This is a genomic window from Enterobacter cloacae complex sp. CDL013, assembly GCF_049238805.1.
GTDB lineage: Bacteria > Pseudomonadota > Gammaproteobacteria > Enterobacterales > Enterobacteriaceae > Enterobacter > Enterobacter hormaechei_C.
Genome location: NZ_JBMKGT010000014.1, coordinates 1 through 20,060, shown reverse-complemented (window position 1 = coordinate 20,060; position 20,060 = coordinate 1). Strand labels below are relative to the sequence as shown.

Annotated in this window: 22 protein-coding genes and 1 other annotated feature; of the genes, 13 read left to right on the top strand and 9 right to left on the bottom strand. The window is 53.6% G+C overall.

All coding sequences use genetic code 11. The features are described 5' to 3' along the window. Positions 1–6: 6 nt before the first annotated feature. Positions 7–798: a cytochrome C assembly family protein gene (locus ACOTXD_RS21250; protein WP_003863130.1), complete on the bottom strand. Its 792-nt coding sequence runs from the start codon at positions 796–798 to the stop codon at positions 7–9. A 166-nt stretch (positions 799–964) separates the two neighbouring features. On the opposite strand from ACOTXD_RS21250, the gene ffh reads away from it, so the two are divergent. The 7 genes from ffh (at position 965) to ACOTXD_RS21215 (ending at position 6,382) form a co-directional block, all read left to right on the top strand. Continuing rightward, entirely contained in the window at positions 965–2,326 is a 1,362-nt protein-coding gene (gene ffh / locus ACOTXD_RS21245) for a signal recognition particle protein (RefSeq protein ID WP_003863132.1), read from the top strand. Positions 2,327–2,442: 116 nt separating this feature from the next. Then, the gene (rpsP, locus tag ACOTXD_RS21240; RefSeq protein WP_003863133.1) at positions 2,443–2,691 is read left to right on the top strand and encodes a 30S ribosomal protein S16; all 249 of its coding nucleotides are present in this window, start codon (positions 2,443–2,445) and stop codon (positions 2,689–2,691) included. A 15-nt stretch (positions 2,692–2,706) separates the two neighbouring features. Beyond that, the gene (gene rimM, locus ACOTXD_RS21235) at positions 2,707–3,246 is read left to right on the top strand and encodes a ribosome maturation factor RimM (RefSeq protein WP_003863136.1); all 540 of its coding nucleotides are present in this window, start codon (positions 2,707–2,709) and stop codon (positions 3,244–3,246) included. A 31-nt stretch (positions 3,247–3,277) separates the two neighbouring features. Then, positions 3,278–4,045 (top strand): tRNA (guanosine(37)-N1)-methyltransferase TrmD, encoded by a 768-nt coding sequence (gene trmD, locus ACOTXD_RS21230; RefSeq protein WP_003863138.1) that lies wholly within the window; start codon positions 3,278–3,280, stop codon positions 4,043–4,045. A 43-nt stretch (positions 4,046–4,088) separates the two neighbouring features. Beyond that, positions 4,089–4,436: a 50S ribosomal protein L19 gene (gene rplS / locus ACOTXD_RS21225; RefSeq protein ID WP_002914145.1), complete on the top strand. Its 348-nt coding sequence runs from the start codon at positions 4,089–4,091 to the stop codon at positions 4,434–4,436. Between the two features lie 132 nt (positions 4,437–4,568). After that, positions 4,569–4,973, top strand: coding sequence for a DUF2946 domain-containing protein (locus tag ACOTXD_RS21220; RefSeq protein ID WP_003863141.1), 405 nt, complete (start codon positions 4,569–4,571; stop codon positions 4,971–4,973). A 38-nt stretch (positions 4,974–5,011) separates the two neighbouring features. Continuing rightward, positions 5,012–6,382, top strand: a complete 1,371-nt coding sequence (locus ACOTXD_RS21215) for a PepSY-associated TM helix domain-containing protein (protein WP_048210560.1) — start codon at positions 5,012–5,014, stop codon at positions 6,380–6,382. Positions 6,383–6,384: 2 nt separating this feature from the next. Here the strand turns inward: ACOTXD_RS21215 and ACOTXD_RS21210 are convergent, their stop codons facing one another. From ACOTXD_RS21210 to ACOTXD_RS21195, 4 genes are all read right to left on the bottom strand, one after another. Next, on the bottom strand, positions 6,385–6,870 hold the full coding sequence (locus ACOTXD_RS21210) for an OmpA family protein (protein ID WP_047055250.1): 486 nt from the start codon (positions 6,868–6,870) through the stop codon (positions 6,385–6,387). Positions 6,871–6,882: 12 nt separating this feature from the next. Then, positions 6,883–8,103, bottom strand: coding sequence for a diguanylate cyclase DgcN (dgcN, locus tag ACOTXD_RS21205; RefSeq protein WP_023323614.1), 1,221 nt, complete (start codon positions 8,101–8,103; stop codon positions 6,883–6,885). Continuing rightward, a complete protein-coding gene (locus ACOTXD_RS21200; protein ID WP_126501542.1) occupies positions 8,096–8,632 on the bottom strand; it encodes a YfiR family protein in 537 nt (178 codons plus the stop codon). Before ACOTXD_RS21200 ends, dgcN begins: the two co-directional genes overlap by 8 nt. A 153-nt stretch (positions 8,633–8,785) precedes the next feature. Continuing rightward, on the bottom strand, positions 8,786–9,160 hold the full coding sequence (locus ACOTXD_RS21195; RefSeq protein WP_003863151.1) for a DUF2799 domain-containing protein: 375 nt from the start codon (positions 9,158–9,160) through the stop codon (positions 8,786–8,788). 212 nt (positions 9,161–9,372) lie between these two features. Here ACOTXD_RS21195 and aroF point away from each other — a divergent pair, with 212 nt between their 5' ends. The 3 genes from aroF to ACOTXD_RS21180 are packed head-to-tail and all read left to right on the top strand — an operon-like array spanning position 9,373 to position 12,508. Next, positions 9,373–10,443 (top strand): 3-deoxy-7-phosphoheptulonate synthase AroF, encoded by a 1,071-nt coding sequence (gene aroF, locus ACOTXD_RS21190; protein ID WP_006811632.1) that lies wholly within the window; start codon positions 9,373–9,375, stop codon positions 10,441–10,443. 10 nt (positions 10,444–10,453) lie between these two features. Continuing rightward, complete coding sequence (tyrA, locus tag ACOTXD_RS21185) at positions 10,454–11,575, top strand: bifunctional chorismate mutase/prephenate dehydrogenase (RefSeq protein ID WP_022649060.1); 1,122 nt, start codon at positions 10,454–10,456, stop codon at positions 11,573–11,575. A 60-nt stretch (positions 11,576–11,635) separates the two neighbouring features. After that, entirely contained in the window at positions 11,636–12,508 is an 873-nt protein-coding gene (locus ACOTXD_RS21180) for an SMP-30/gluconolactonase/LRE family protein (RefSeq protein WP_421766485.1), read from the top strand. Here the strand turns inward: ACOTXD_RS21180 and pheA are convergent. The 4 genes from pheA to bamD all read right to left on the bottom strand — a co-directional run bounded on the left by pheA (position 12,505) and on the right by bamD (position 15,272). Continuing rightward, complete coding sequence (gene pheA, locus ACOTXD_RS21175) at positions 12,505–13,665, bottom strand: bifunctional chorismate mutase/prephenate dehydratase (RefSeq protein WP_023314685.1); 1,161 nt, start codon at positions 13,663–13,665, stop codon at positions 12,505–12,507. The two genes, ACOTXD_RS21180 and pheA, sit on opposite strands and share 4 nt — an antisense overlap. Positions 13,666–13,695: 30 nt before the next feature. Further along, positions 13,696–13,821: a sequence feature (Phe leader region), on the bottom strand. Beyond that, entirely contained in the window at positions 13,773–13,820 is a 48-nt protein-coding gene (gene pheL, locus ACOTXD_RS21170) for a pheA operon leader peptide PheL (protein WP_100229775.1), read from the bottom strand. Its footprint overlaps the feature before it by 48 nt. Before the next feature lie 104 nt (positions 13,822–13,925). Further along, a complete protein-coding gene (raiA, locus tag ACOTXD_RS21165) occupies positions 13,926–14,267 on the bottom strand; it encodes a ribosome-associated translation inhibitor RaiA (RefSeq protein ID WP_003863162.1) in 342 nt (113 codons plus the stop codon). Positions 14,268–14,534: 267 nt separating this feature from the next. Continuing rightward, on the bottom strand, positions 14,535–15,272 hold the full coding sequence (bamD, locus tag ACOTXD_RS21160; protein WP_003863164.1) for an outer membrane protein assembly factor BamD: 738 nt from the start codon (positions 15,270–15,272) through the stop codon (positions 14,535–14,537). 131 nt (positions 15,273–15,403) lie between these two features. On the opposite strand from bamD, the gene rluD reads away from it, so the two are divergent. The 3 genes from rluD (at position 15,404) to clpB (ending at position 19,815) form a co-directional block, all read left to right on the top strand. Then, the gene (gene rluD, locus ACOTXD_RS21155; protein WP_023314684.1) at positions 15,404–16,384 is read left to right on the top strand and encodes a 23S rRNA pseudouridine(1911/1915/1917) synthase RluD; all 981 of its coding nucleotides are present in this window, start codon (positions 15,404–15,406) and stop codon (positions 16,382–16,384) included. Next, positions 16,381–17,112: a purine nucleoside phosphorylase YfiH gene (yfiH, locus tag ACOTXD_RS21150; RefSeq protein WP_003863167.1), complete on the top strand. Its 732-nt coding sequence runs from the start codon at positions 16,381–16,383 to the stop codon at positions 17,110–17,112. Before rluD ends, yfiH begins: the two co-directional genes overlap by 4 nt. A gap of 129 nt (positions 17,113–17,241) precedes the next feature. Then, the gene (gene clpB, locus ACOTXD_RS21145; RefSeq protein WP_126501546.1) at positions 17,242–19,815 is read left to right on the top strand and encodes an ATP-dependent chaperone ClpB; all 2,574 of its coding nucleotides are present in this window, start codon (positions 17,242–17,244) and stop codon (positions 19,813–19,815) included. Positions 19,816–20,060: the final 245 nt, after the last annotated feature.

Here is a 20,060-nt window from a genome sequence, read left to right as displayed (position 1 = left end):
TGTTACTTAGCCAGCAAATTGCTGTATGAAGCGGCTACCAAAATAGGCAAGCGTGAGAATGCCCGCACCCGCAACGTTGAACCAGACCACGCGGCGACCGCGCCAGCCTTCATGATAATGGCCCCATAACAGGACAATATAGACAAACCACGCGATGATGGAGAGCACCGCTTTATCGATATTCTCCACGCTGAACAGGTTCTTCATGTAAAACAAGCCTGTGCACAGCGTGAGCGTCAGCAGCACCACGCCGACCTGGGTGATGTGGAACATCTTACGCTCAATCACCATCAGCGGCGGCATTTCGTGGTTAAACGCCAGCTTTTTATTTTTCAGCTGGTAGTCAATCCAGGCGAGCTGCATGGCGTAAAGGGCGGCGATGATCAGCGTCGCGTAGGCAAAGAGCGACAGGCCGATATGCACCAGCATCCCCGGCGTGGCTTCCAGGTGAGTAATAAACTCATTGGGCATGAACGTGGCTAACGCCAGATTGATCAGCGCAAAGGCGTAGACTATCGGCAGCAGCAGCCAGCCACGGTTTTTAGACGCGACAATGGTCATGACCGTACAGATCATCAGGCTGACCAGCGAGCCGACGTTCAGTACGCTCAGATTTTGCACGCTGCCGTCGCCGGGGATAATGCGTGATTCCAGCGCAAAGGCGTGGCTAATCAGAGCGATCACTGCCGAAAGAATAGCCATGCGCCGCCAGCCGCTGTTTTTTTGCAGCAGGCCAGGAATGATCAGCGCGAGGCTGACAGAGTAGGCAACAAGGGCGATCAGTGCGAAAACAGGCATATAGGCGTCGACAGTTGTCTTAATAAGAAAGAGAAGCAGTATAACGTTACGTGACGCCTGCTCCAACCGTTGCATAACAACAAAGGCGCCTTCATGTTATACTCCGGCAAAATTCTGTGTATGTGTCGCCCAGGCGACCTAACGTTTCTACCCCAGGCGAGAGACAATGTTTGATAATTTAACCGATCGTTTGTCGCGCACGCTGCGCAACATCAGCGGCCGTGGACGCCTCACCGAAGAGAACATCAAGGAAACGCTGCGCGAAGTGCGCATGGCGCTGCTGGAAGCAGACGTCGCGTTGCCGGTCGTGCGTGACTTTATCAACCGCGTGAAAGAGAAAGCGGTTGGCCATGAAGTGAACAAGAGCCTGACTCCGGGTCAGGAGTTCGTCAAAATCGTCCGTAACGAGCTGGTTTCGGCGATGGGCGAAGAGAACCAGGTGCTTAACCTGGCGGCTCAGCCGCCGGCCGTCGTGCTGATGGCGGGTCTGCAAGGTGCGGGTAAAACCACCAGCGTCGGTAAGCTGGGGAAATTCCTGCGCGAAAAGCACAAGAAAAAGGTGCTGGTGGTGTCGGCGGACGTGTATCGCCCGGCGGCGATCAAACAGCTGGAAACGCTGGCCGAGCAGGTTGGCGTGGACTTCTTCCCGTCCGACGTGGCCCAGAAGCCTGTCGACATCGTTAACGCGGCGCTGAAAGAGGCGAAGCTGAAATTCTACGACGTGCTGCTGGTGGATACCGCCGGTCGACTGCACGTTGACGAAGCGATGATGGACGAAATCAAGCAGGTTCATGCCTCTATCAATCCAGTAGAGACCCTGTTTGTTGTTGACGCCATGACCGGTCAGGATGCGGCAAACACCGCAAAAGCGTTTAACGAAGCCCTGCCGTTAACCGGCGTGGTGCTGACCAAAGTCGACGGCGATGCCCGCGGCGGTGCGGCGCTGTCTATTCGTCATATTACCGGTAAGCCAATTAAGTTCCTCGGCGTGGGCGAGAAAACCGAAGCGCTGGAGCCGTTCCATCCGGATCGTATTGCCTCCCGTATCCTCGGCATGGGCGACGTGCTGTCGCTGATCGAAGATATTGAAAGCAAGGTTGACCGCGCCCAGGCGGAAAAACTCGCCAGCAAGCTGAAAAAAGGTGACGGTTTCGATCTGACCGACTTCCTTGAGCAGCTGCGTCAGATGAAAAACATGGGCGGCATGGCAAGCCTGATGGGCAAACTGCCAGGCATGGGCCAGATCCCGGACAACGTCAAATCCCAGATGGATGACAAAGTGCTGGTGCGTATGGAGGCCATCATCAACTCGATGACGCTGAAAGAGCGCGCGAAGCCAGAAATCATCAAAGGTTCCCGTAAACGCCGTATCGCTGCCGGTTGCGGCATGCAGGTGCAGGACGTAAACCGCCTTCTGAAACAGTTCGACGACATGCAGCGCATGATGAAGAAAATGAAGAAAGGCGGCATGGCGAAGATGATGCGCGGCATGAAAGGCATGATGCCGCCCGGTTTTCCTGGGCGATAATCGCTTTTGAGATTGCTTTTTGCCCGAAAATGAGTAAAATTTTCGGGCTTTTAATATGACACCCGGGCTCCGTTCCTCGATGGGGCCCGGTTGTTTTATTCACACAAGAGGATGTTATGGTAACTATTCGTTTAGCACGTCACGGCGCTAAAAAGCGTCCGTTCTACCAGGTTGTTGTGACTGACAGCCGTAATGCACGCAACGGTCGCTTCATCGAGCGCGTTGGTTTCTTCAACCCACTGGCCGCTGGCGCAGAAGAAGAAACCCGTCTGGATCTGGATCGTATCGCTCACTGGGTTGGCCAGGGCGCTACTGTTTCCGATCGCGTTGCTACGCTGATCAAAGCAGCAAACAAAGCAGCTTAATCTGTCACGGTGGTCATGATGAGCAATAAAGCACCTGTTGAACCGATCGTATTGGGAAAAATGGGTTCTTGCTACGGTATCCGTGGTTGGCTCAGAGTGTTTTCCTCCACTGAAGACGCTGATAGCATTTTTGATTACCAGCCCTGGTTTATCCAGAAAGCCGGTAAGTGGGAAGAGGTCGAGCTGGAAAGCTGGCGTCACCACAATCAGGACATCATCATCAAGCTGAAAGGCATTGACGATCGTGATGCCGCGAATGCGCTGACTAATTGTGAGATTGTCGTGGATTCGTCGCAGTTGCCGCAGCTGGAAGAGGGTGACTACTACTGGAAAGACCTTATGGGTTGCCAGGTAGTGACCACTGAAGGCTACAGCCTGGGGAAAGTCATCGACATGATGGAAACCGGGTCAAATGACGTTCTCGTCATTAAGGCAAACCTGAAAGATGCATTTGGCATCAAGGAGCGGTTGGTTCCGTTCCTCGATGGACAGGTTATCAAGAAAGTCGATCTCACTACTCAAACCATTGAAGTAGATTGGGATCCTGGTTTTTAAATTCTCCGGATAAACGGTAAAAGACGGCGCTATGTGGATTGGCATAATTAGCCTGTTTCCTGAAATGTTCCGCGCGATTACCGATTACGGGGTAACTGGCCGGGCAGTAAAGAATGGCCTGCTGAGCATCCAGAGCTGGAGTCCTCGTGACTTCACGCACGACCGGCACCGTACCGTGGACGATCGTCCTTACGGCGGCGGACCGGGGATGTTGATGATGGTGCAACCCTTACGGGACGCCATTCACACAGCAAAAGCCGCGGCAGGTGAAGGCGCGAAGGTGATTTATCTGTCACCTCAGGGACGCAAGCTTGATCAAGCGGGCGTGAGCGAACTGGCGACGAATCAAAAACTGATTCTGGTCTGTGGTCGCTACGAAGGAATAGATGAGCGCGTAATTCAAACCGAGATTGACGAAGAATGGTCTATCGGCGATTACGTTCTCAGCGGTGGTGAGTTACCGGCAATGACGCTGATTGACTCCGTCGCCCGGTTTATTCCGGGGGTTCTGGGCCATGAAGCTTCGGCAACGGAAGATTCCTTTGCCGATGGGTTGCTGGACTGTCCACACTATACTCGTCCTGAAGTGTTAGAAGGGATGGAAGTCCCGGCAGTGTTACTGTCTGGAAACCATGCCGAGATACGTCGCTGGCGTTTGAAGCAGTCGCTGGGCCGAACCTGGCTTAGAAGACCTGAACTTCTGGAAAACCTGGCTCTGACTGAAGAGCAAGCAAAGTTGCTGGCCGAGTTCAAAACTGAACACGCGCACCAGCAGCATGAACATGATGGGAAAGCGTAATACGCTCCCGAATATCAGTTTACCCAGGATAAGAGATTAAATTATGAGCAACATTATTAAGCAACTTGAACAAGAGCAGATGAAGCAGGACGTACCTTCCTTCCGTCCAGGTGACACCGTGGAAGTGAAAGTATGGGTTGTTGAAGGTTCCAAAAAACGTCTGCAGGCATTCGAGGGCGTGGTTATCGCTATTCGTAACCGCGGTCTGCACTCTGCATTCACTGTTCGTAAAATTTCCAACGGCGAAGGCGTTGAGCGTGTCTTCCAGACTCACTCTCCGGTAGTTGACAGCATTGCTGTTAAACGTCGTGGTGCTGTACGTAAAGCTAAACTGTACTACCTGCGTGAGCGTACTGGTAAGTCTGCTCGTATTAAAGAGCGTCTGAACTAAGATTCGCTTAAGCGACATCCTGTTAGAAAGGGCTGGCCGAAAGGCTGGCCCTTTTTTTATCTCATCGCACCTCTCGCGTTAACCCTTCCGTCATAAATCATTTACAATGTTCGCCTCTTGGGTGGAGGGTAAGTGGATAACGTACTGCATCAGCATAGCTGGAAACGCGCAGCGGCATTGACCGCGCTGTTTGCGATCCTGCTGATCGTCGTGGCGCCGCTGATCTCCGTCTCGCTGCAAAAAGATCCCATGAGCGCCATGCCGGGCATGCACCACGACATGAGCATGATGTCGGTGGACGAGCATCATGGTGATATGACGCATTCTATGCCAGTTGACCATGCTGAAGCATGCGGCTACTGCGTGCTGTTAGCGCATGTGCCTGGCGTGATGCTGGCGCTTATCGTTCTGCTCAGCGTGGTGTTGCAGCGGCTGCGCGTGAAGCCGCCTCGTCAGGCGGTCAGCCACTGGCACTTCTTCCCCTGGCTTTACCCCGATACCCGCGCGCCGCCGCGTCGGTCTGCTTTCTCCCTTTAAAACAAAATCACTCACTTTTTGCCTTAAAAAGGAAAAGTATGACTACCTGCACTCCGCGCGCGGCATGGGGAAACCTGCTGCGTCGCCTCCATTTCTATATCGGGCTGTTTGTCGGTCCGTTTATCTTCTTCGCAGCGCTGACCGGTACGCTGTATGTCGCCACGCCGCAGCTTGAAAATGCGCTGTACCATTATGCACTCCACACGGATGCCGTTGGTGAGGCGCAGCCTCTTGCTGAACAAATTGCCGTGGCAGAAAAGGCCGTGGGTTCAGCGCTGCGTTTACATGCTGTTCGTCCGGGGCTGGAAGAGGGTGAAACGACCCGCGTGATGTTTGCCGACCCGGCGCTGGGTCCCTCCGAGCATCGGGCTATTTTTATTGATCCCGCCAGCCTTGAGGTTCGAGGGGATATGACTGTGTACGGCACCAGCGGGATTTTACCGCTGCGTCAGACTATCGATTATCTGCATACCTCGCTGATGCTGGGCAACATCGGGCGCCTCTATAGCGAGTTAGCCGCCTCGTGGATGTGGGTTGCTGCCCTGGGCGGGATCGCGCTGTGGTTCTACACCCGACCGAAGCGCCGTATTAACAATCGTTTCCAGAATCGTCGTCGCCTGCATGTGATTTTAGGCTGGACGTTACTGACGGGAATGCTGCTGTTCTCAGTCACCGGGTTAACCTGGTCACAATGGGCCGGTGGCAACGTCGATAAGCTGCGTGCAGAGATGAACTGGCTGACGCCGCAGGTAAATACCACCCTTTCCGGTGCGCCGGAAATGAGGGATGAACACGCCGAACATCGTGGTCATCACGGGGGAATGACGATGCCTGAAATGCCTGTTGAACTGTCGCTTTTTGACAGCGTATTGCAGGCCGCCCGCCAGTCAGGAATTGATGCGAAAAAGGTTGAGATCCGCCCGGCAAGCAGGGACGACCGGGCCTGGACGGTGACGGAAATCGATCGCCGCTGGCCGACGCAGGTTGATGCCGTTGTCGTGGATCCCCACTCACTGAAGGTGCTGGACAGCACTCGCTTCGGGGATTTCCCGCTGATGGCTAAACTCACCCGCTGGGGCGTGGATTTCCATATGGGGATCCTGTTTGGTCTGGCAAATCAGCTGCTGCTCATCGCGTTTGGCGTTGCGCTGTGCGTGTTGATTATCTGGGGATACCGGATGTGGTGGATGCGTCGCCCTGCAACGTCAGCCGCGAACCCGGTACAGACGCTCTGTCAAAGCTGGCTGGCATTGCCGCTGTGGGGAAGGGGAGTGACGTTCCTGATAAGCCTCCTGCTGGGGCTGGCGTTGCCGGTAATGGGCGTCAGTCTGGTGGTCTTTATTGTGATTGACTGGCTGCGCTGGCGAGCGGTTTCAGGCGTGTCGCTCGCCGGAACATCCGTTAAATAGCCTTAAGGCGTGCTGATGACTACCGCAACCCGGCGGTTTTCAGCGCGCCCCTGTGCAGTGCGGTTGCTGCTGACAGGGTATTTTTTGCCTAAGCCCCGCGTGGTGAGGTTGCTGCGCGGGATGTTCGCGCCCTTCGCCCAGGCATCCGCCACAACATTGGCACGTTTTAACGAAAGCACTTCGTTGTAGCTCTCTTCGCCATAGTTATCCGTATGGCCATCCATCCGGGCGTGGTTCAGGCCGGTTGCCGCCAGGCGTGAGGCCATAGTCTGGATCTGCGTTTCACTTTCCGGGCGCAGCCTGGCGTCATTTTTATCAAACAGGATCTTATCTGACAGGCCCAGAGACCAGTCGCCATTCAGTTCGTTAAAGCCATAGGATTTCATGGCCGCGATTTGCTCTGGCGTGAATTTCCCTTCAGGGGATGACTGGCATCCGGACATTGCCAGTGATGCCAGTAACAACGGCGCAAAATATCGCTTTAACATATCGTCTTCCTTTCAGGATATTGTTTTCGAACGCTGGTTTTTGACCAGATACATATTGCGATCGGCTTGCTCCAGTAAGGCCTCAACGGAGGCATTTTCCCACGCCAGAGCAAAGCCAATGCTGAGTGACATTGATGCTGTGTGCCCGTTATGCAGATCAAACGGACGGATAAATTGCTGCGACAGCGCAGCGCAAATATATTCGACCTCACGCGCGGTGTGGACGCCGTAAAGGATCATGGCAAATTCGTCGCCGCCAAGACGGTAAGACTGATGACGTTTTTCGCCAAATTCGACCATCCTTTTTGCGGCTTCGATCAGAACGCAGTCACCCGCGGCATGACCCCAGGTGTCATTGATAAACTTGAAGTTATCACCGTCCAGAAATAGCAGGGCGGAATTGGTTTTTGCCGAAGCGTCATTCATTAATGCTGCAATGTTGTTGCGAAACGCGGCGCGGTTTGCAAGCCCCGTGAGCGGATCGTGCATGGCGGTACGCAACAGTTGAGCGTTTTTCGCCTGTAGTTTGAGCTGCCACTCTTCCATTTCATCCAGCAGGCTGTTGAAGTCTTCTCCAAACTGGTGGAACTCTTCAATGCGGCCTTCTGTTACCCGGCGAGAAAAGTTGCGGTTGGTGCGAACGTCATGCACAACGTCAGTGATGTTTTGCATTTCAACAACCATGCCATGATGTAGCGAGCGGGTGATGGTCAATGCGACGGCAGAAGCAAAAAGAATGCACCCGGTGAGGACTGCAAACGAGAGCCAGATAAAGTGGCTAATCAGGCTGTCGCGTGCGGTCAGACGAATTTCGCCAATCACATTGCCGTTATGTATGATGGGCTGTGCGACAGGAACAGGGAACAGCCACCGGTTGACCAGCGCGCCCAGCGTGTCGGTATTATCCGCCGGGTTCCACGACCACCAGGCAAACCGTTTATGATGTGCATTAAGCACTTCCGCCACGGCAAACTGCCCCTGCTTGCCGAGGGTCGCCAGCGTTTCATTTGCTGCCATGGCATCGTTGAACACCAGAGAGGCTTCAAGGCTGTGGCTCATGGTGGCGCCGGTAAGTTCGAGGTTTTTTTGCGCGTATTGCTTTAATGTCACCACGGAAGCGAAACACAGCAGCAACCATATAAACGTCATCGTTATAATGACGCTTATCATGCTGATTCGCCGCAACGTTCTTTTAAACGTCGGACGCGGTGTTGGTACGACTTCCTTATTCATGCTTCTTATTCCGTGCGAGCATTAATACATCCGGATTGACTCTTACGCCACTGCGCGCCAGCGCATCCAGATTTACGGAAAACCTGACCTGGTTGTGCTCTATTATCAGACAAAATGCGCTGCCAATAACGCATTCAGGATTTTGTTCTGACATTAATAGCAACGCCTGGTCCTGATATTGATTTATTATTTCCTGTTGTTTTGCTGGCGACTCGCTCCCGAAATAGAGGGCATCGCACCTTGCTGTGAGTGCTTCCCGATCGCTATGCACAATGACAGGACTATAGGGCAACGGGTTGTGTTCATCTTCACTGCTGAGCGCCTGTCTGAAATGGGAAGAGGCATAAATACAGAGCTTAGGCTGGCCAGACAGTGCTGGCCATCGGGTGTAGCTCACAATACCAGAAACAATCGAACGTACTGATTTATCCGTTTCAGTGAACGAGCCTGCCTTTGCAGGGGCCACTAAAATGAACAGCATTAGCGCCAGGGGGAGTCGGAGCAAAGCGATCAAGATTGCATTTCTCATCAGAATCCGCCAAACCGCCCCGGAAATAGATGTCCTTAAGAATTGTCGGCAGAATACCATTGTTTATCAAAGCCGTCATTATGTCAGAAATATCCCTGTTTTGACCTAAGCTAAATCTTACAGTGAGCTATATTCAGAGGAATTAAGGCAGGCTCAATTAAGCCTGCTGGAACGCATACTTTCATCCAATCCTTGTTGCCAGGATTCATGCAGTTTTACTGCATTTTCAGTTGTATCGCAGCTGGCAGGAAATGATTTTCCCGCTAATCCCCAGGCGTGAATAAAGCCCTCTTCGCATATTTTTTTCTGTCCGTCAGCGTAGCCACGAAGATATTCCCCTCGATCAACCTGAGGGTCATTAAAACTATCGGCCAGCGCCTGGTTATCTTTAACCGGAACACCATTCATAGCGTCTTCTTTACCGGCAGTGAACCAGTCCGGGCTGGTCCAGCCAGGCTGAAAAGTATAAGGATTGATCTGGCAACCCGACAAAATCAGCGACAACAACATGAGAGTAATTGAACGCATGGCTATTCTCCTTTTTGTGAGCATAGCCTGGCTTACAAGTGTGCGTGTGTAATTTTAAATTTACGGTTTTAGGCCATGAATTTTGCAATTAAAGGACTTCTGTAAAGTAATGTGTACGTTTTTTGGATTGAAATCTTTACTTGATGTGATATCGTTGTGTCACCTCTTTGAGGAAAACCACTATCGCAAACGAGTTTGACAGGATCGCAATCATGCAAAAAGACGCGCTGAACAACGTACATATCACTGACGAACAGGTGTTAATCACCCCAGATCAACTGAAGGCGGAATTCCCGCTGAGCGTCGCGCAGGAAGCTCAGATTGAGCACTCGCGCCAGACTATTTCTGACATTATCGCAGGCCGCGATCCGCGCCTGCTGGTGGTATGTGGTCCTTGCTCCATTCACGATCCTGAAACCGCCATTGAGTACGCTCGTCGATTTAAAGCATTAGCGGAGGAGGTCAGCGATAGCCTCTATCTGGTGATGCGCGTCTATTTTGAAAAGCCACGTACTACGGTTGGCTGGAAAGGGTTGATTAACGATCCGCACATGGATGGCTCGTTTGATGTGGAAGCGGGCCTGAAGATTGCGCGTCGCCTGCTGGTGGAGCTGGTCAGCATGGGGCTGCCGCTGGCAACCGAAGCGCTGGATCCGAACAGCCCGCAGTACCTCGGCGATCTGTTTAGCTGGTCTGCGATTGGGGCGCGCACCACCGAGTCGCAAACCCACCGCGAGATGGCGTCTGGCCTGTCTATGCCGGTTGGTTTTAAAAACGGTACCGACGGCAGCCTGGCTACGGCGATTAACGCCATGCGCGCCGCCGCTATGCCCCATCGTTTTGTCGGGATCAACCAGGCGGGCCAGGTATGCCTGCTGCAAACTCAGGGCAACCCGGACGGGCATGTGATCCTGCGCGGCGGTAAAGCGCCAAACTACAGCCCGGCGGATGTCGCGCAGTGTGAAAAAGAGATGGAACAGGCGGGACTGCGTCCGGCGCTGATGGTAGATTGCAGTCATGGTAATTCGAATAAAGATTACCGTCGCCAGCCTGCGGTTGCAGAATCTGTGATTGCACAGATTAAAGATGGTAACCGTTCAATTATCGGCCTGATGATTGAAAGTAATATTCATGAAGGCAATCAGTCATCGGAACAGCCGCGTAGCGCGATGAAGCCCGGCGTCTCCGTCACGGATGCTTGCATCAGCTGGGAAACCACTGATGCGCTACTGCGTGAGATCCACAAAGATTTGAACGGCCAGCTGGCGACGCGTCTGGCATAAGAGGATAGTTATGGTTGCTGAATTGACCGCATTACGCGATCAAATTGATGAAGTGGATAAGGCGTTGCTGGACCTGCTGGCGCGCCGCATGGCACTGGTTGCTGAGGTCGGCGAAGTTAAAAGCAAATACGGCCTGCCAATTTACGTTCCGGAGCGTGAGGCCTCTATGCTCGCCTCCCGCCGTAAAGAGGCACAGGCGCTGGGCGTTTCACCGGACTTAATTGAAGATGTCCTGCGTCGTGTGATGCGGGAATCCTATTCCAGCGAAAACGACAAGGGCTTCAAAACCCTCTGTCCGTCGCTGCGTCCGGTGGTGATTGTCGGTGGCGGCGGCCAGATGGGGCGTCTGTTTGAAAAAATGCTGACGCTTTCTGGCTATCAGGTGCGCATCCTGGAAAAAGAGGACTGGCCGCATGCACCGGAACTCATGAAGGATGCCGGAATGGTTATCGTCAGCGTACCGATTCATGTGACGGAGCAGATTATCGCGAAACTTCCTCCGCTGCCGGAAGATTGCATTCTGGTGGATCTGGCGTCCGTTAAAAATGGTCCTCTACAGGCAATGCTGGCGGCGCACACCGGGCCCGTGCTTGGGTTACACCCGATGTTTGGCCCGGACAGCGGCAGCCTGGCGAAGCAGGTAGTGGTTTACTGCGACGGTCGTCAGCCGGAAGCGTATCAGTGGTTCCTGGAACAGATTCAGGTCTGGGGGGCACGTTTGCACCGTATCAGTGCGGTTGAGCACGATCAGAACATGGCGTTTATTCAGGCGCTGCGCCACTTTGCAACCTTCGCCTATGGTCTGCACCTGGCGGAAGAGAACGTTCAGCTTGAACAATTGCTGGCGCTTTCCTCGCCAATCTATCGTCTGGAGCTGGCGATGGTGGGGCGACTGTTTGCCCAGGATCCACAGCTTTACGCCGACATCATCATGTCGTCTGAAAATAACCTGGCGCTGATCAAGCGCTACTATCAGCGTTTTGGCGAAGCGATCACCTTGCTGGAACACGGCGATAAACAAGCGTTTATCGACAGTTTCCGTAAAGTGGAGCACTGGTTCGGTGATTACGCCACGCGATTCCAGAGTGAAAGCCGCACGCTGTTGCGCCAGGCAAATGACAGTCGCCAGTAATCTAATGATGTATATACTGAAAGCCAGCATTGCTGGCTTTTTTCATTTTGGGGAACTGTCATGGCTGAACCGCAGCTGCTGTTGAACTATACCGGGCATCTGCCTGAATGCCCGACGTGGAGTGCAGAAGAGAAGGCGCTCTACTGGGCGGATATCCTGGAAGGGGAGATCCATCGGTACCATCTGCCCACCGCGGAACACTCGGTGCTCTCATTCCATGAAGAAGTTGGGTGTTTTGCCCTGCGTGAACGCGGCGGATTTATCGTCGCAATGCGAAATGCCATCTGGCTGACCGATAAACACGGCCTGCTCCAGCGTAAGGTTTGCGATAACCCGTCCAACCCGCAGCTTGCACGCTTTAACGATGGAGGCACCGACCATCAGGGACGGTTTTATGCGGGCACGTTCTGGGGGGCGGGAGATTATAACGGGGCCATGTTGATGCGTATCGACAACGACCTGACGCCGAAAGTGATCCAGTGCGATATCCAGGGGCATAACGGTTTAGCGTTTAGTCCTGACAAACGGTGGATGTTTACTTCTGATACACCGAACGGTGTGATCTACCGTACGCCGCTTGATGTGCAGGGGGAACCCGGTAAGCGCGAAGAGTTTCGCCGGTTTAGCGAGGGAGACGGTATTCCCGACGGTGCGGCAATGGATGAGGAAGGCTGCTACTGGAGCGCACTGTTTGACGGCTGGCGTATCGCACGGTTTTCACCGCAAGGCGAACAGCTGGAAGAGCACCGGCTGCCGGTACGCTGCCCGACAATGGTCTGCTTTGGCGGCGACGATATGAAAACGCTGTTTATCACCACCACGCGGGAAAATATGGAGGCGGAGGAGCTGGAGAAATACCCGCTTTCCGGTGCCATCTTCACCCTGCCTGTAAATGTGGCAGGGATGAAGAAAAGCCGCTTTATCGAACATTAAGCCGGATCGACCGGGACCACGGTTTCGCTCGGATAGCAGCCCAGCACTTTCATGGAGCGTGTGATCTCGCCCAGTTCGCGCAGGGCTTTCTGCATGGATGCAGACTCCAGGTTGGCCTGAACGTCGAGATAGAACATCTCTTCCCACGGGTTGCCATGTATTGGGCGGGATTCCAGCTTCGTCATGATCAGGTTGTGATTACGCAGCACCAGCAGCGCTTCAACCAGCGCACCCGCCTGCTGGCCGGTCGCCATCAACAGGGTGGTTTTCGCCGGGACCTGGTCCGACACGTTGATGGCCTTGCGGGCCAGAACCACGAAACGGGTGATATTCTGCGTCTGGTTGGCCAGATTGCGTTCCAGCACCTGTAAGCCATACAGCGCGCCGCCCGCTTCGCTACCGAGAGCCGCGACGGCAGGAGAGTTTGCCTGCGCCACTTTTTCCATCGCCGCCGAGGTGCTTTCGGTGTACTCAATTTTCCAGTGCGGATAACGGTTCAGGAACTGGCTGCACTGCTGGAACGGCTGCGGGTGACTGTACACCGTTTCGATCTGACTCAGATCGGTTGAGCCAGAGACCAGCACACAGTGATCGATAGGGATGGTCAACTCGCCGACTAACGACAGGCTGGTGTGCTGGAGCAAATCGTAAACATCGTTGATGGCGCCGGAACTGGTGTTCTCAATAGGCACCACGGCGTAATCTGCCTGGCCGGTTTCGACCTGGTTGAAAATGTCTGCAAATTTCGCGCAACCGCTCTCAATAAACTCTTCGAAATGGCGGGCTGCGTACTGGCGAGCCGCCAGATGAGAATAGGAGCCTTTCGGGCCGAGGAAAGCGATACGAGCAGAGTGCGGGTTGGTTTTGTTCAGATGCTGCTGGAGCAGGGCCTGTTGCGTCAGAACGGAATCTTCAATGATGAGCTGGAACAGGCGGGTGATGTAGTGCGCATCCAGATGATGCGCTTTGCCGAGTTGAATCAACCGTTCCAGTAAATCACGTTCGCGATCGATATCGCGCACCGGCCGATGGGACTCGAGCTTCGCTTTGCCCACTTCAATGGCGAGCGCGCGGCGTTCGGCCAGCAGGGCCAGTAATTTTTCGTCGAGTGCACTGATTTTTACGCGTAAATCCAGGAGCGGGTTTTCCGGTGTCATAGTGTTGTCTGTCTCATTTTATCGTTATCAATAAAAAAGGCCTCCCGGTGTGGGAGGCCTTGTTGTTCGTCTTCGCATTCTTTATCACACGACGAAACGCCTCCCGGTCAGGGGAAGGTAAAAAAGAATGCGAAGAAAAACGGCGTCTGTTTCATAAGGTCATCCTGAAAATGATAGGGTTAAAGTACCTGCACTGTTTTGATCCTGTCAATAAAAAACGCGCCCGAAGGCGCGTTGTCGGTACACTCAATTTTAGAGGATTACTCTTCTTCAACTTCTTCCGCGAAGCTGGCGTCTTTCACCGAGGTTGCGGCGCGACGTGCTTCACCTTTGTGTTGCACTTTATTGAGCTGCCGTTCCAGCTTGTTGATCAAATCGTTAATTGCGGTGTACATATCCTCGTGTTTTGCGCTGGCGACCAGATGGCCGTTTGGAGTATTGATAGTTGCATCAGCGATGAAACCCTGCGGCTCCTTGGACAGGATGATATGTGGATTAATCAAATGTGTTTGCCATTTATCCAGTTTGGCGAGACGGTCTGCGACGTGCTGGCGGATTGCCGGAGTAATTTCCATTTGTTTACTGGTAATGTTCATTGTCATAAATTTTACCTCTTGTCTTTCCGTCTTGGTGATTCCAGCATACCCGACCCAATGTCAAAATGTGTGATTTAGATCACGTTATTTTGTCGGTTTTTGTCAGGGAATCTTTTTTGTGAGGCAGGGCAGGAAGAGGTGAGATTTACATTGTCGAAGCCAACAATTGCGGTCATAGTTGAATGGATGTGTTGAAGCTAAACCGCTTCAGCGTAAGTCTGAAAGAATAAAAAAACGGCAGCCCGCGGGCTGCCGTTATGCGTTGTAGCGGTATCAGGTGTTGCTGCTGTTCGCGGCGATGATTTTCGCCACTTTGTCAGCCTGAGCCGTCATCTGCATCTGGCGATACGCATTTTCCATCAGCTTCAGGCCATCACGCGTGGCTTGGGTATCCGGATAATCACGCAGCATGCCTTCTACACGGTTAACCACGGCAACCCATGCGCCACGGCGGGTGTAGTATTCCGCAACGGAGTACTCATATTTCGCCAGACGATCTTTCAGGAACACCAGACGCTTAGTGGCATCGGTAATGTACTGGCTGTTCGGGTAGCTACGCACCAGTTTGGAGAAGTCATTGAAAGCATCACGCGCATGTTGCGGGTCACGGTCAGAACGATCCACCCCGAAGAAGCCCTGCAATGCACTGTCATCCAGCGCCATGTTAGTCAGGCCGCGCATGTACATCACGTAATCGATGTTAGGATGGGTAGGGTTCAGACGCATGAAACGATCGATCGTTGCCTGAGCCAGCGGCAGATCGGCATTTTTGTAGTAGGCGTAGATAAGATCTAACTGTACCTGCTGCGAATACGGACCAAACGGATAGCGATTATCCAACGCTTCCAGTTGCGTTATCGCCTGTTTCCAGTTACCGTCCTGCAACTTTTGTTGTGCAGTCGCATAGATTTCATTCGGCGGATTGTCAGGGACCTGTTCATTCGAACCGGAGCAGCCCACCAAAGCCAGGCTCAACGTGGCCGCTGCCACCAGATATTTCATGCGCGTCATGACGTTTTGACTTTCCTCAAATGTTTGTCCGGGAGAAACTCAGTTCCTGCTCCCGATTAAGACCAGCTACAATAGCACACTATATTAAACGGCAAAGCCGTAAAACCCAACGTTAAACGAAGAAGCAGTTTATGGCACAACGAGTAGAACTCACCGCAACAGTCTCCGAAAATCAGCTCGGTCAACGCTTAGATCAGGCTTTGGCCGAATTGTTCCCTGATTATTCGCGTTCACGCATAAAAGAATGGATCCTTGACCAGCGCGTGCTGGTAAACGGCAAGATCTGGGACAAACCAAAAGAGAAAGTGTTTGGTGGGGAAGCTGTCGCCATCAATGCTGAAATCGAAGAGGAAATCCGCTTCGAGCCGCAGGATATCCCGCTGGATATCGTCTACGAAGATGACGACATTCTGGTCATCAACAAGCCGCGCGACTTTGTTGTTCACCCGGGCGCGGGCAATCCTGACGGTACGGTACTTAACGCACTCCTTCATTATTATCCGCCGATTGCCGACGTACCGCGTGCCGGTATTGTTCACCGTCTGGATAAAGACACCACGGGTCTGATGGTAGTGGCGAAGACGATTCCCGCCCAGACTCGCCTGGTGGAATCGTTGCAACTGCGCGAAATCACCCGTGAGTATGAAGCGGTGGCGATTGGTCATATGACCTCTGGCGGCACGGTGGAAGAGCCTATCAGCCGTCACCCAACCAAGCGTACGCATATGTCCGTACACCCGATGGGTAAACCGGCGGTAACCCATTACCGCATCATGGAACATTTCCGTATTCATACCCGCCTGCGTCTGCGCCTGGAAACCGGGCGTACTCACCAGATCCGCGTGCACATGGCGCATATTACCCATCCGCTGGTGGGTGACCCGGTTTACGGCGGTCGTCCGCGTCCACCAAAGGGCGCATCGGATGAATTCATCTCCGTGCTGCGTAAATTCGATCGCCAGGCGCTGCATGCGACGATGCTGCGTCTTTACCACCCAATCACCGGAATTCAGATGGAATGGCATGCGCCGATCCCACAGGATATGGTGGAACTTATCGACGCGATGCGCGCAGATTTCGAAGAACATAAGGATCACGTGGACTGGTTATGACCAAACTGATTGTCCCGGAGTGGCCACTGCCTGAAGGCGTGGCCGCCTGTAGTTCAACCCGTATCGGTGGCGTGAGCCAGGGCGCGTGGGAGTCTCTGAACCTCGGTGCGCATTGTGGCGATAACCTGGAGCACGTTGAAGAGAACCGTAAACGCCTCTTTGCTGCGGGAAACCTTCCTTCAAAACCGGTCTGGCTTGAGCAGGTGCACGGTAAAGCGGTGCTTAAGCTGACGGGTGAGCCCTATGCGTCTAAACGCGCCGATGCTTCGTACAGCAATACGCCGGGAACGGTTTGCGCGGTGATGACTGCTGATTGCCTGCCGGTGTTGTTCTGCAATCAGGCAGGAACTGAAGTGGCTGCTGCTCACGCCGGATGGCGAGGCCTGTGCGAAGGCGTGCTGGAAGAGACCGTCGCCTGCTTCCAGGACGATTCTGCAAATCTCATCGCCTGGCTTGGCCCGGCGATTGGCCCGCAGGCATTTGAGGTCGGGCCCGAAGTGCGCGATGCCTTTATGGAAAAAGATCCGCAAGCGGTCGAAGCGTTTGTGGCTTCCGGAGATAAATATCTAGCCGATATTTACCAGCTTGCCCGCCAGCGCCTGAATAACGTCGGTGTGACCCAAATCTTCGGCGGAGATCGCTGTACCTTCACCGAAAAGGGTGATTTTTTCTCCTATCGCCGCGACAAGACGACAGGCCGTATGGCAAGTTTCATTTGGCTGATATAACCTAAAGAATCAAGACGATCCGGTACGCGCCGTTTTCTTTTCACATAATTCAGGTTATTAACCTTGAATAATTGAGGGATGACCTCATTTAATCTCCAGTAGCAAATTTGACCTGTTATGGGAGGAGTTATGCGTCTGGATCGTCTTACTAATAAATTCCAGCTTGCTCTCGCCGATGCCCAGTCCCTTGCACTGGGGCACGACAACCAATTTATCGAACCTCTTCATTTAATGAGCGCCTTGCTGAATCAGGAAGGGGGATCGGTACGTCCTTTATTAACGTCCGCTGGCATTAATGCCGGCCAGTTACGCACCGCCATCGATCAGGCGCTGAGCCGTTTACCGCAGGTCGAAGGTACCGGCGGCGACGTGCAGCCGTCGCAGGATCTGGTGCGCGTGCTGAACCTTTGCGACAAGCTGGCGCAAAAACGTGGGGACAACTTTATTTCGTCAGAGCTCTTTGTTCTGGCGGCGCTTGAATCACGCGGTACCTTAACCGACCTGCTGAAATCCGCCGGTGCAACCACCGCTAATGTGACCCAGGCGATTGAGAAAATGCGCGGAGGTGAAAGCGTGAACGACCAGGGAGCCGAAGACCAACGTCAGGCTTTGAAGAAATTTACGGTCGACCTGACCGAACGTGCCGAGCAGGGCAAACTTGACCCGGTGATCGGCCGCGACGAAGAAATCCGCCGGACAATCCAGGTACTGCAACGTCGTACCAAAAACAACCCGGTGCTGATTGGTGAGCCAGGCGTCGGTAAAACCGCCATCGTTGAAGGGCTGGCGCAGCGTATCGTTAATGGCGAAGTGCCCGAAGGGCTGAAAGGCCGTCGCGTACTGGCGCTGGATATGGGCGCGCTGGTGGCCGGGGCGAAATACCGCGGTGAATTTGAAGAGCGTCTGAAAGGCGTGCTGAACGATCTGGCGAAACAGGAAGGTAACGTCATCCTGTTTATCGACGAACTGCACACCATGGTGGGGGCGGGTAAAGCTGACGGCGCAATGGATGCCGGGAACATGCTGAAACCTGCGCTGGCGCGCGGTGAACTTCACTGCGTCGGCGCCACTACGCTGGACGAGTACCGTCAGTACATTGAAAAAGATGCCGCGCTGGAGCGTCGTTTCCAGAAGGTGTTTGTCGCTGAACCAAGCGTAGAAGATACCATCGCCATTTTGCGTGGTCTGAAAGAGCGTTATGAGCTGCACCATCACGTGCAGATCACCGACCCGGCCATCGTTGCGGCGGCGACGCTTTCGCATCGTTACATTGCCGACCGTCAGTTGCCGGATAAAGCCATTGACCTTATCGATGAAGCGGCGTCCAGCATCCGTATGCAGATTGACTCGAAACCGGAAGAGCTGGACCGACTCGATCGCCGTATTATCCAGCTCAAGCTGGAACAGCAGGCGCTGAACAAAGAGTCTGATGAAGCGAGCAAGAAACGCCTTGATATGCTCAACGAAGAACTGGACGAGAAAGAGCGTCAGTATTCTGAGCTGGAAGAAGAGTGGAAAGCTGAGAAAGCCTCCCTCTCTGGCACCCAGACAATCAAGGCGGAGCTGGAGCAGGCTAAAATTGCCATTGAGCAGGCGCGTCGCGTAGGGGATCTGGCACGGATGTCCGAACTACAGTACGGCAAGATCCCTGAGCTGGAAAAACAACTTGAGATCGCCACGCAATCGGAAGGCAAAACCATGCGTCTGTTGCGTAATAAAGTGACGGATGCCGAGATTGCCGAAGTGCTGGCGCGCTGGACGGGTATTCCTGTGGCTCGCATGATGGAAAGCGAACGCGAGAAACTGCTGCGTATGGAGCAGGATCTGCATCAGCGCGTCATTGGACAGAACGAAGCGGTCGAAGCGGTATCTAACGCCATTCGTCGTAGCCGTGCGGGGCTGTCCGATCCGAATCGTCCAATCGGCTCGTTCCTGTTCCTGGGGCCAACCGGTGTCGGTAAAACCGAGCTGTGTAAAGCGCTGGCTAACTTTATGTTCGACAGCGATGACTCGATGGTGCGTATCGATATGTCCGAGTTTATGGAGAAACACGCCGTCTCGCGTCTGGTCGGTGCGCCTCCGGGATATGTCGGTTATGAAGAGGGCGGTTATCTGACGGAAGCGGTTCGCCGTCGTCCTTATTCCGTCATCCTGCTGGATGAAGTAGAAAAGGCACATCCTGACGTGTTTAACATTCTGTTGCAGGTGCTGGATGATGGGCGTCTGACGGATGGGCAGGGAAGAACGGTCGACTTCCGTAACACGGTGGTGATCATGACCTCGAACCTGGGTTCCGATTTGATTCAGGAACGCTTCGGTGAGCTGGATTACAGCCATATGAAAGATCTGGTGCTGGGTGTGGTCAGCCAAAACTTCCGTCCGGAGTTCATCAACCGTATTGATGAAGTGGTCGTGTTCCATCCGCTGGGTGAGAAACACATTGCGTCGATTGCGCAGATCCAGTTGCAGCGTCTGTACAAACGTCTGGAAGAGCGTGGGTATGAAATCCACATCTCGGATGATGCGCTGAAACTGCTGAGCGAGAATGGTTACGATCCTGTTTATGGCGCGCGTCCGTTAAAACGTGCTATCCAGCAGCAGATCGAAAACCCGCTGGCACAGCAAATCCTCTCTGGGGAGCTGGTTCCGGGCAAAGTTATCCGTCTGGAAGCCAACGAAGACCGAATTGTGGCAGTGCAGTAAGTCACAAAACGCAAAAACGGGCCGCTTGCGGCTCGTTTTTGTTTAAAAACCAGGCAAGAATTAATGTCTGAGATGTGTTTTGCCTGGAAAGTGAGCAGTCGGTAAATAATTTTCACTTTGCACTTGCAGCCTCAGAATAACTCCCTATAATGCGCCTCCACTGACACGGAACAACGGCACGCAAGCCGCCGGGTCAGCAGAGAAAAGCAAAACAAACGCTTGACTCTGAAGCGGGAAAGCGTAAT

Bases quoted from the DNA above. Each gene is read 5' to 3' on its own strand.
- rpsP (WP_003863133.1), top strand. From the start codon at position 2,443: ATGGTAACTATTCGTTTAGCACGTCACGGCGCTAAAAAGCGTCCGTTC.
- clpB (WP_126501546.1), top strand. From the start codon at position 17,242: ATGCGTCTGGATCGTCTTACTAATAAATTCCAGCTTGCTCTCGCCGAT.
- ACOTXD_RS21180 (WP_421766485.1), top strand. From the start codon at position 11,636: ATGGCTGAACCGCAGCTGCTGTTGAACTATACCGGGCATCTGCCTGAA.
- trmD (WP_003863138.1), top strand. From the start codon at position 3,278: ATGTGGATTGGCATAATTAGCCTGTTTCCTGAAATGTTCCGCGCGATT.
- tyrA (WP_022649060.1), top strand. From the start codon at position 10,454: ATGGTTGCTGAATTGACCGCATTACGCGATCAAATTGATGAAGTGGAT.
- rplS (WP_002914145.1), top strand. From the start codon at position 4,089: ATGAGCAACATTATTAAGCAACTTGAACAAGAGCAGATGAAGCAGGAC.
- raiA (WP_003863162.1), bottom strand. From the start codon at position 14,267: ATGACAATGAACATTACCAGTAAACAAATGGAAATTACTCCGGCAATC.
- ffh (WP_003863132.1), top strand. From the start codon at position 965: ATGTTTGATAATTTAACCGATCGTTTGTCGCGCACGCTGCGCAACATC.
- dgcN (WP_023323614.1), bottom strand. From the start codon at position 8,103: ATGAATAAGGAAGTCGTACCAACACCGCGTCCGACGTTTAAAAGAACG.
- ACOTXD_RS21250 (WP_003863130.1), bottom strand. From the start codon at position 798: ATGCCTGTTTTCGCACTGATCGCCCTTGTTGCCTACTCTGTCAGCCTC.
- ACOTXD_RS21210 (WP_047055250.1), bottom strand. From the start codon at position 6,870: ATGTTAAAGCGATATTTTGCGCCGTTGTTACTGGCATCACTGGCAATG.
- pheA (WP_023314685.1), bottom strand. From the start codon at position 13,665: ATGACACCGGAAAACCCGCTCCTGGATTTACGCGTAAAAATCAGTGCA.
- rimM (WP_003863136.1), top strand. From the start codon at position 2,707: ATGATGAGCAATAAAGCACCTGTTGAACCGATCGTATTGGGAAAAATG.
- yfiH (WP_003863167.1), top strand. From the start codon at position 16,381: ATGACCAAACTGATTGTCCCGGAGTGGCCACTGCCTGAAGGCGTGGCC.
- aroF (WP_006811632.1), top strand. From the start codon at position 9,373: ATGCAAAAAGACGCGCTGAACAACGTACATATCACTGACGAACAGGTG.
- bamD (WP_003863164.1), bottom strand. From the start codon at position 15,272: ATGACGCGCATGAAATATCTGGTGGCAGCGGCCACGTTGAGCCTGGCT.
- ACOTXD_RS21215 (WP_048210560.1), top strand. From the start codon at position 5,012: ATGACTACCTGCACTCCGCGCGCGGCATGGGGAAACCTGCTGCGTCGC.
- ACOTXD_RS21195 (WP_003863151.1), bottom strand. From the start codon at position 9,160: ATGCGTTCAATTACTCTCATGTTGTTGTCGCTGATTTTGTCGGGTTGC.
- ACOTXD_RS21200 (WP_126501542.1), bottom strand. From the start codon at position 8,632: ATGAGAAATGCAATCTTGATCGCTTTGCTCCGACTCCCCCTGGCGCTA.
- rluD (WP_023314684.1), top strand. From the start codon at position 15,404: ATGGCACAACGAGTAGAACTCACCGCAACAGTCTCCGAAAATCAGCTC.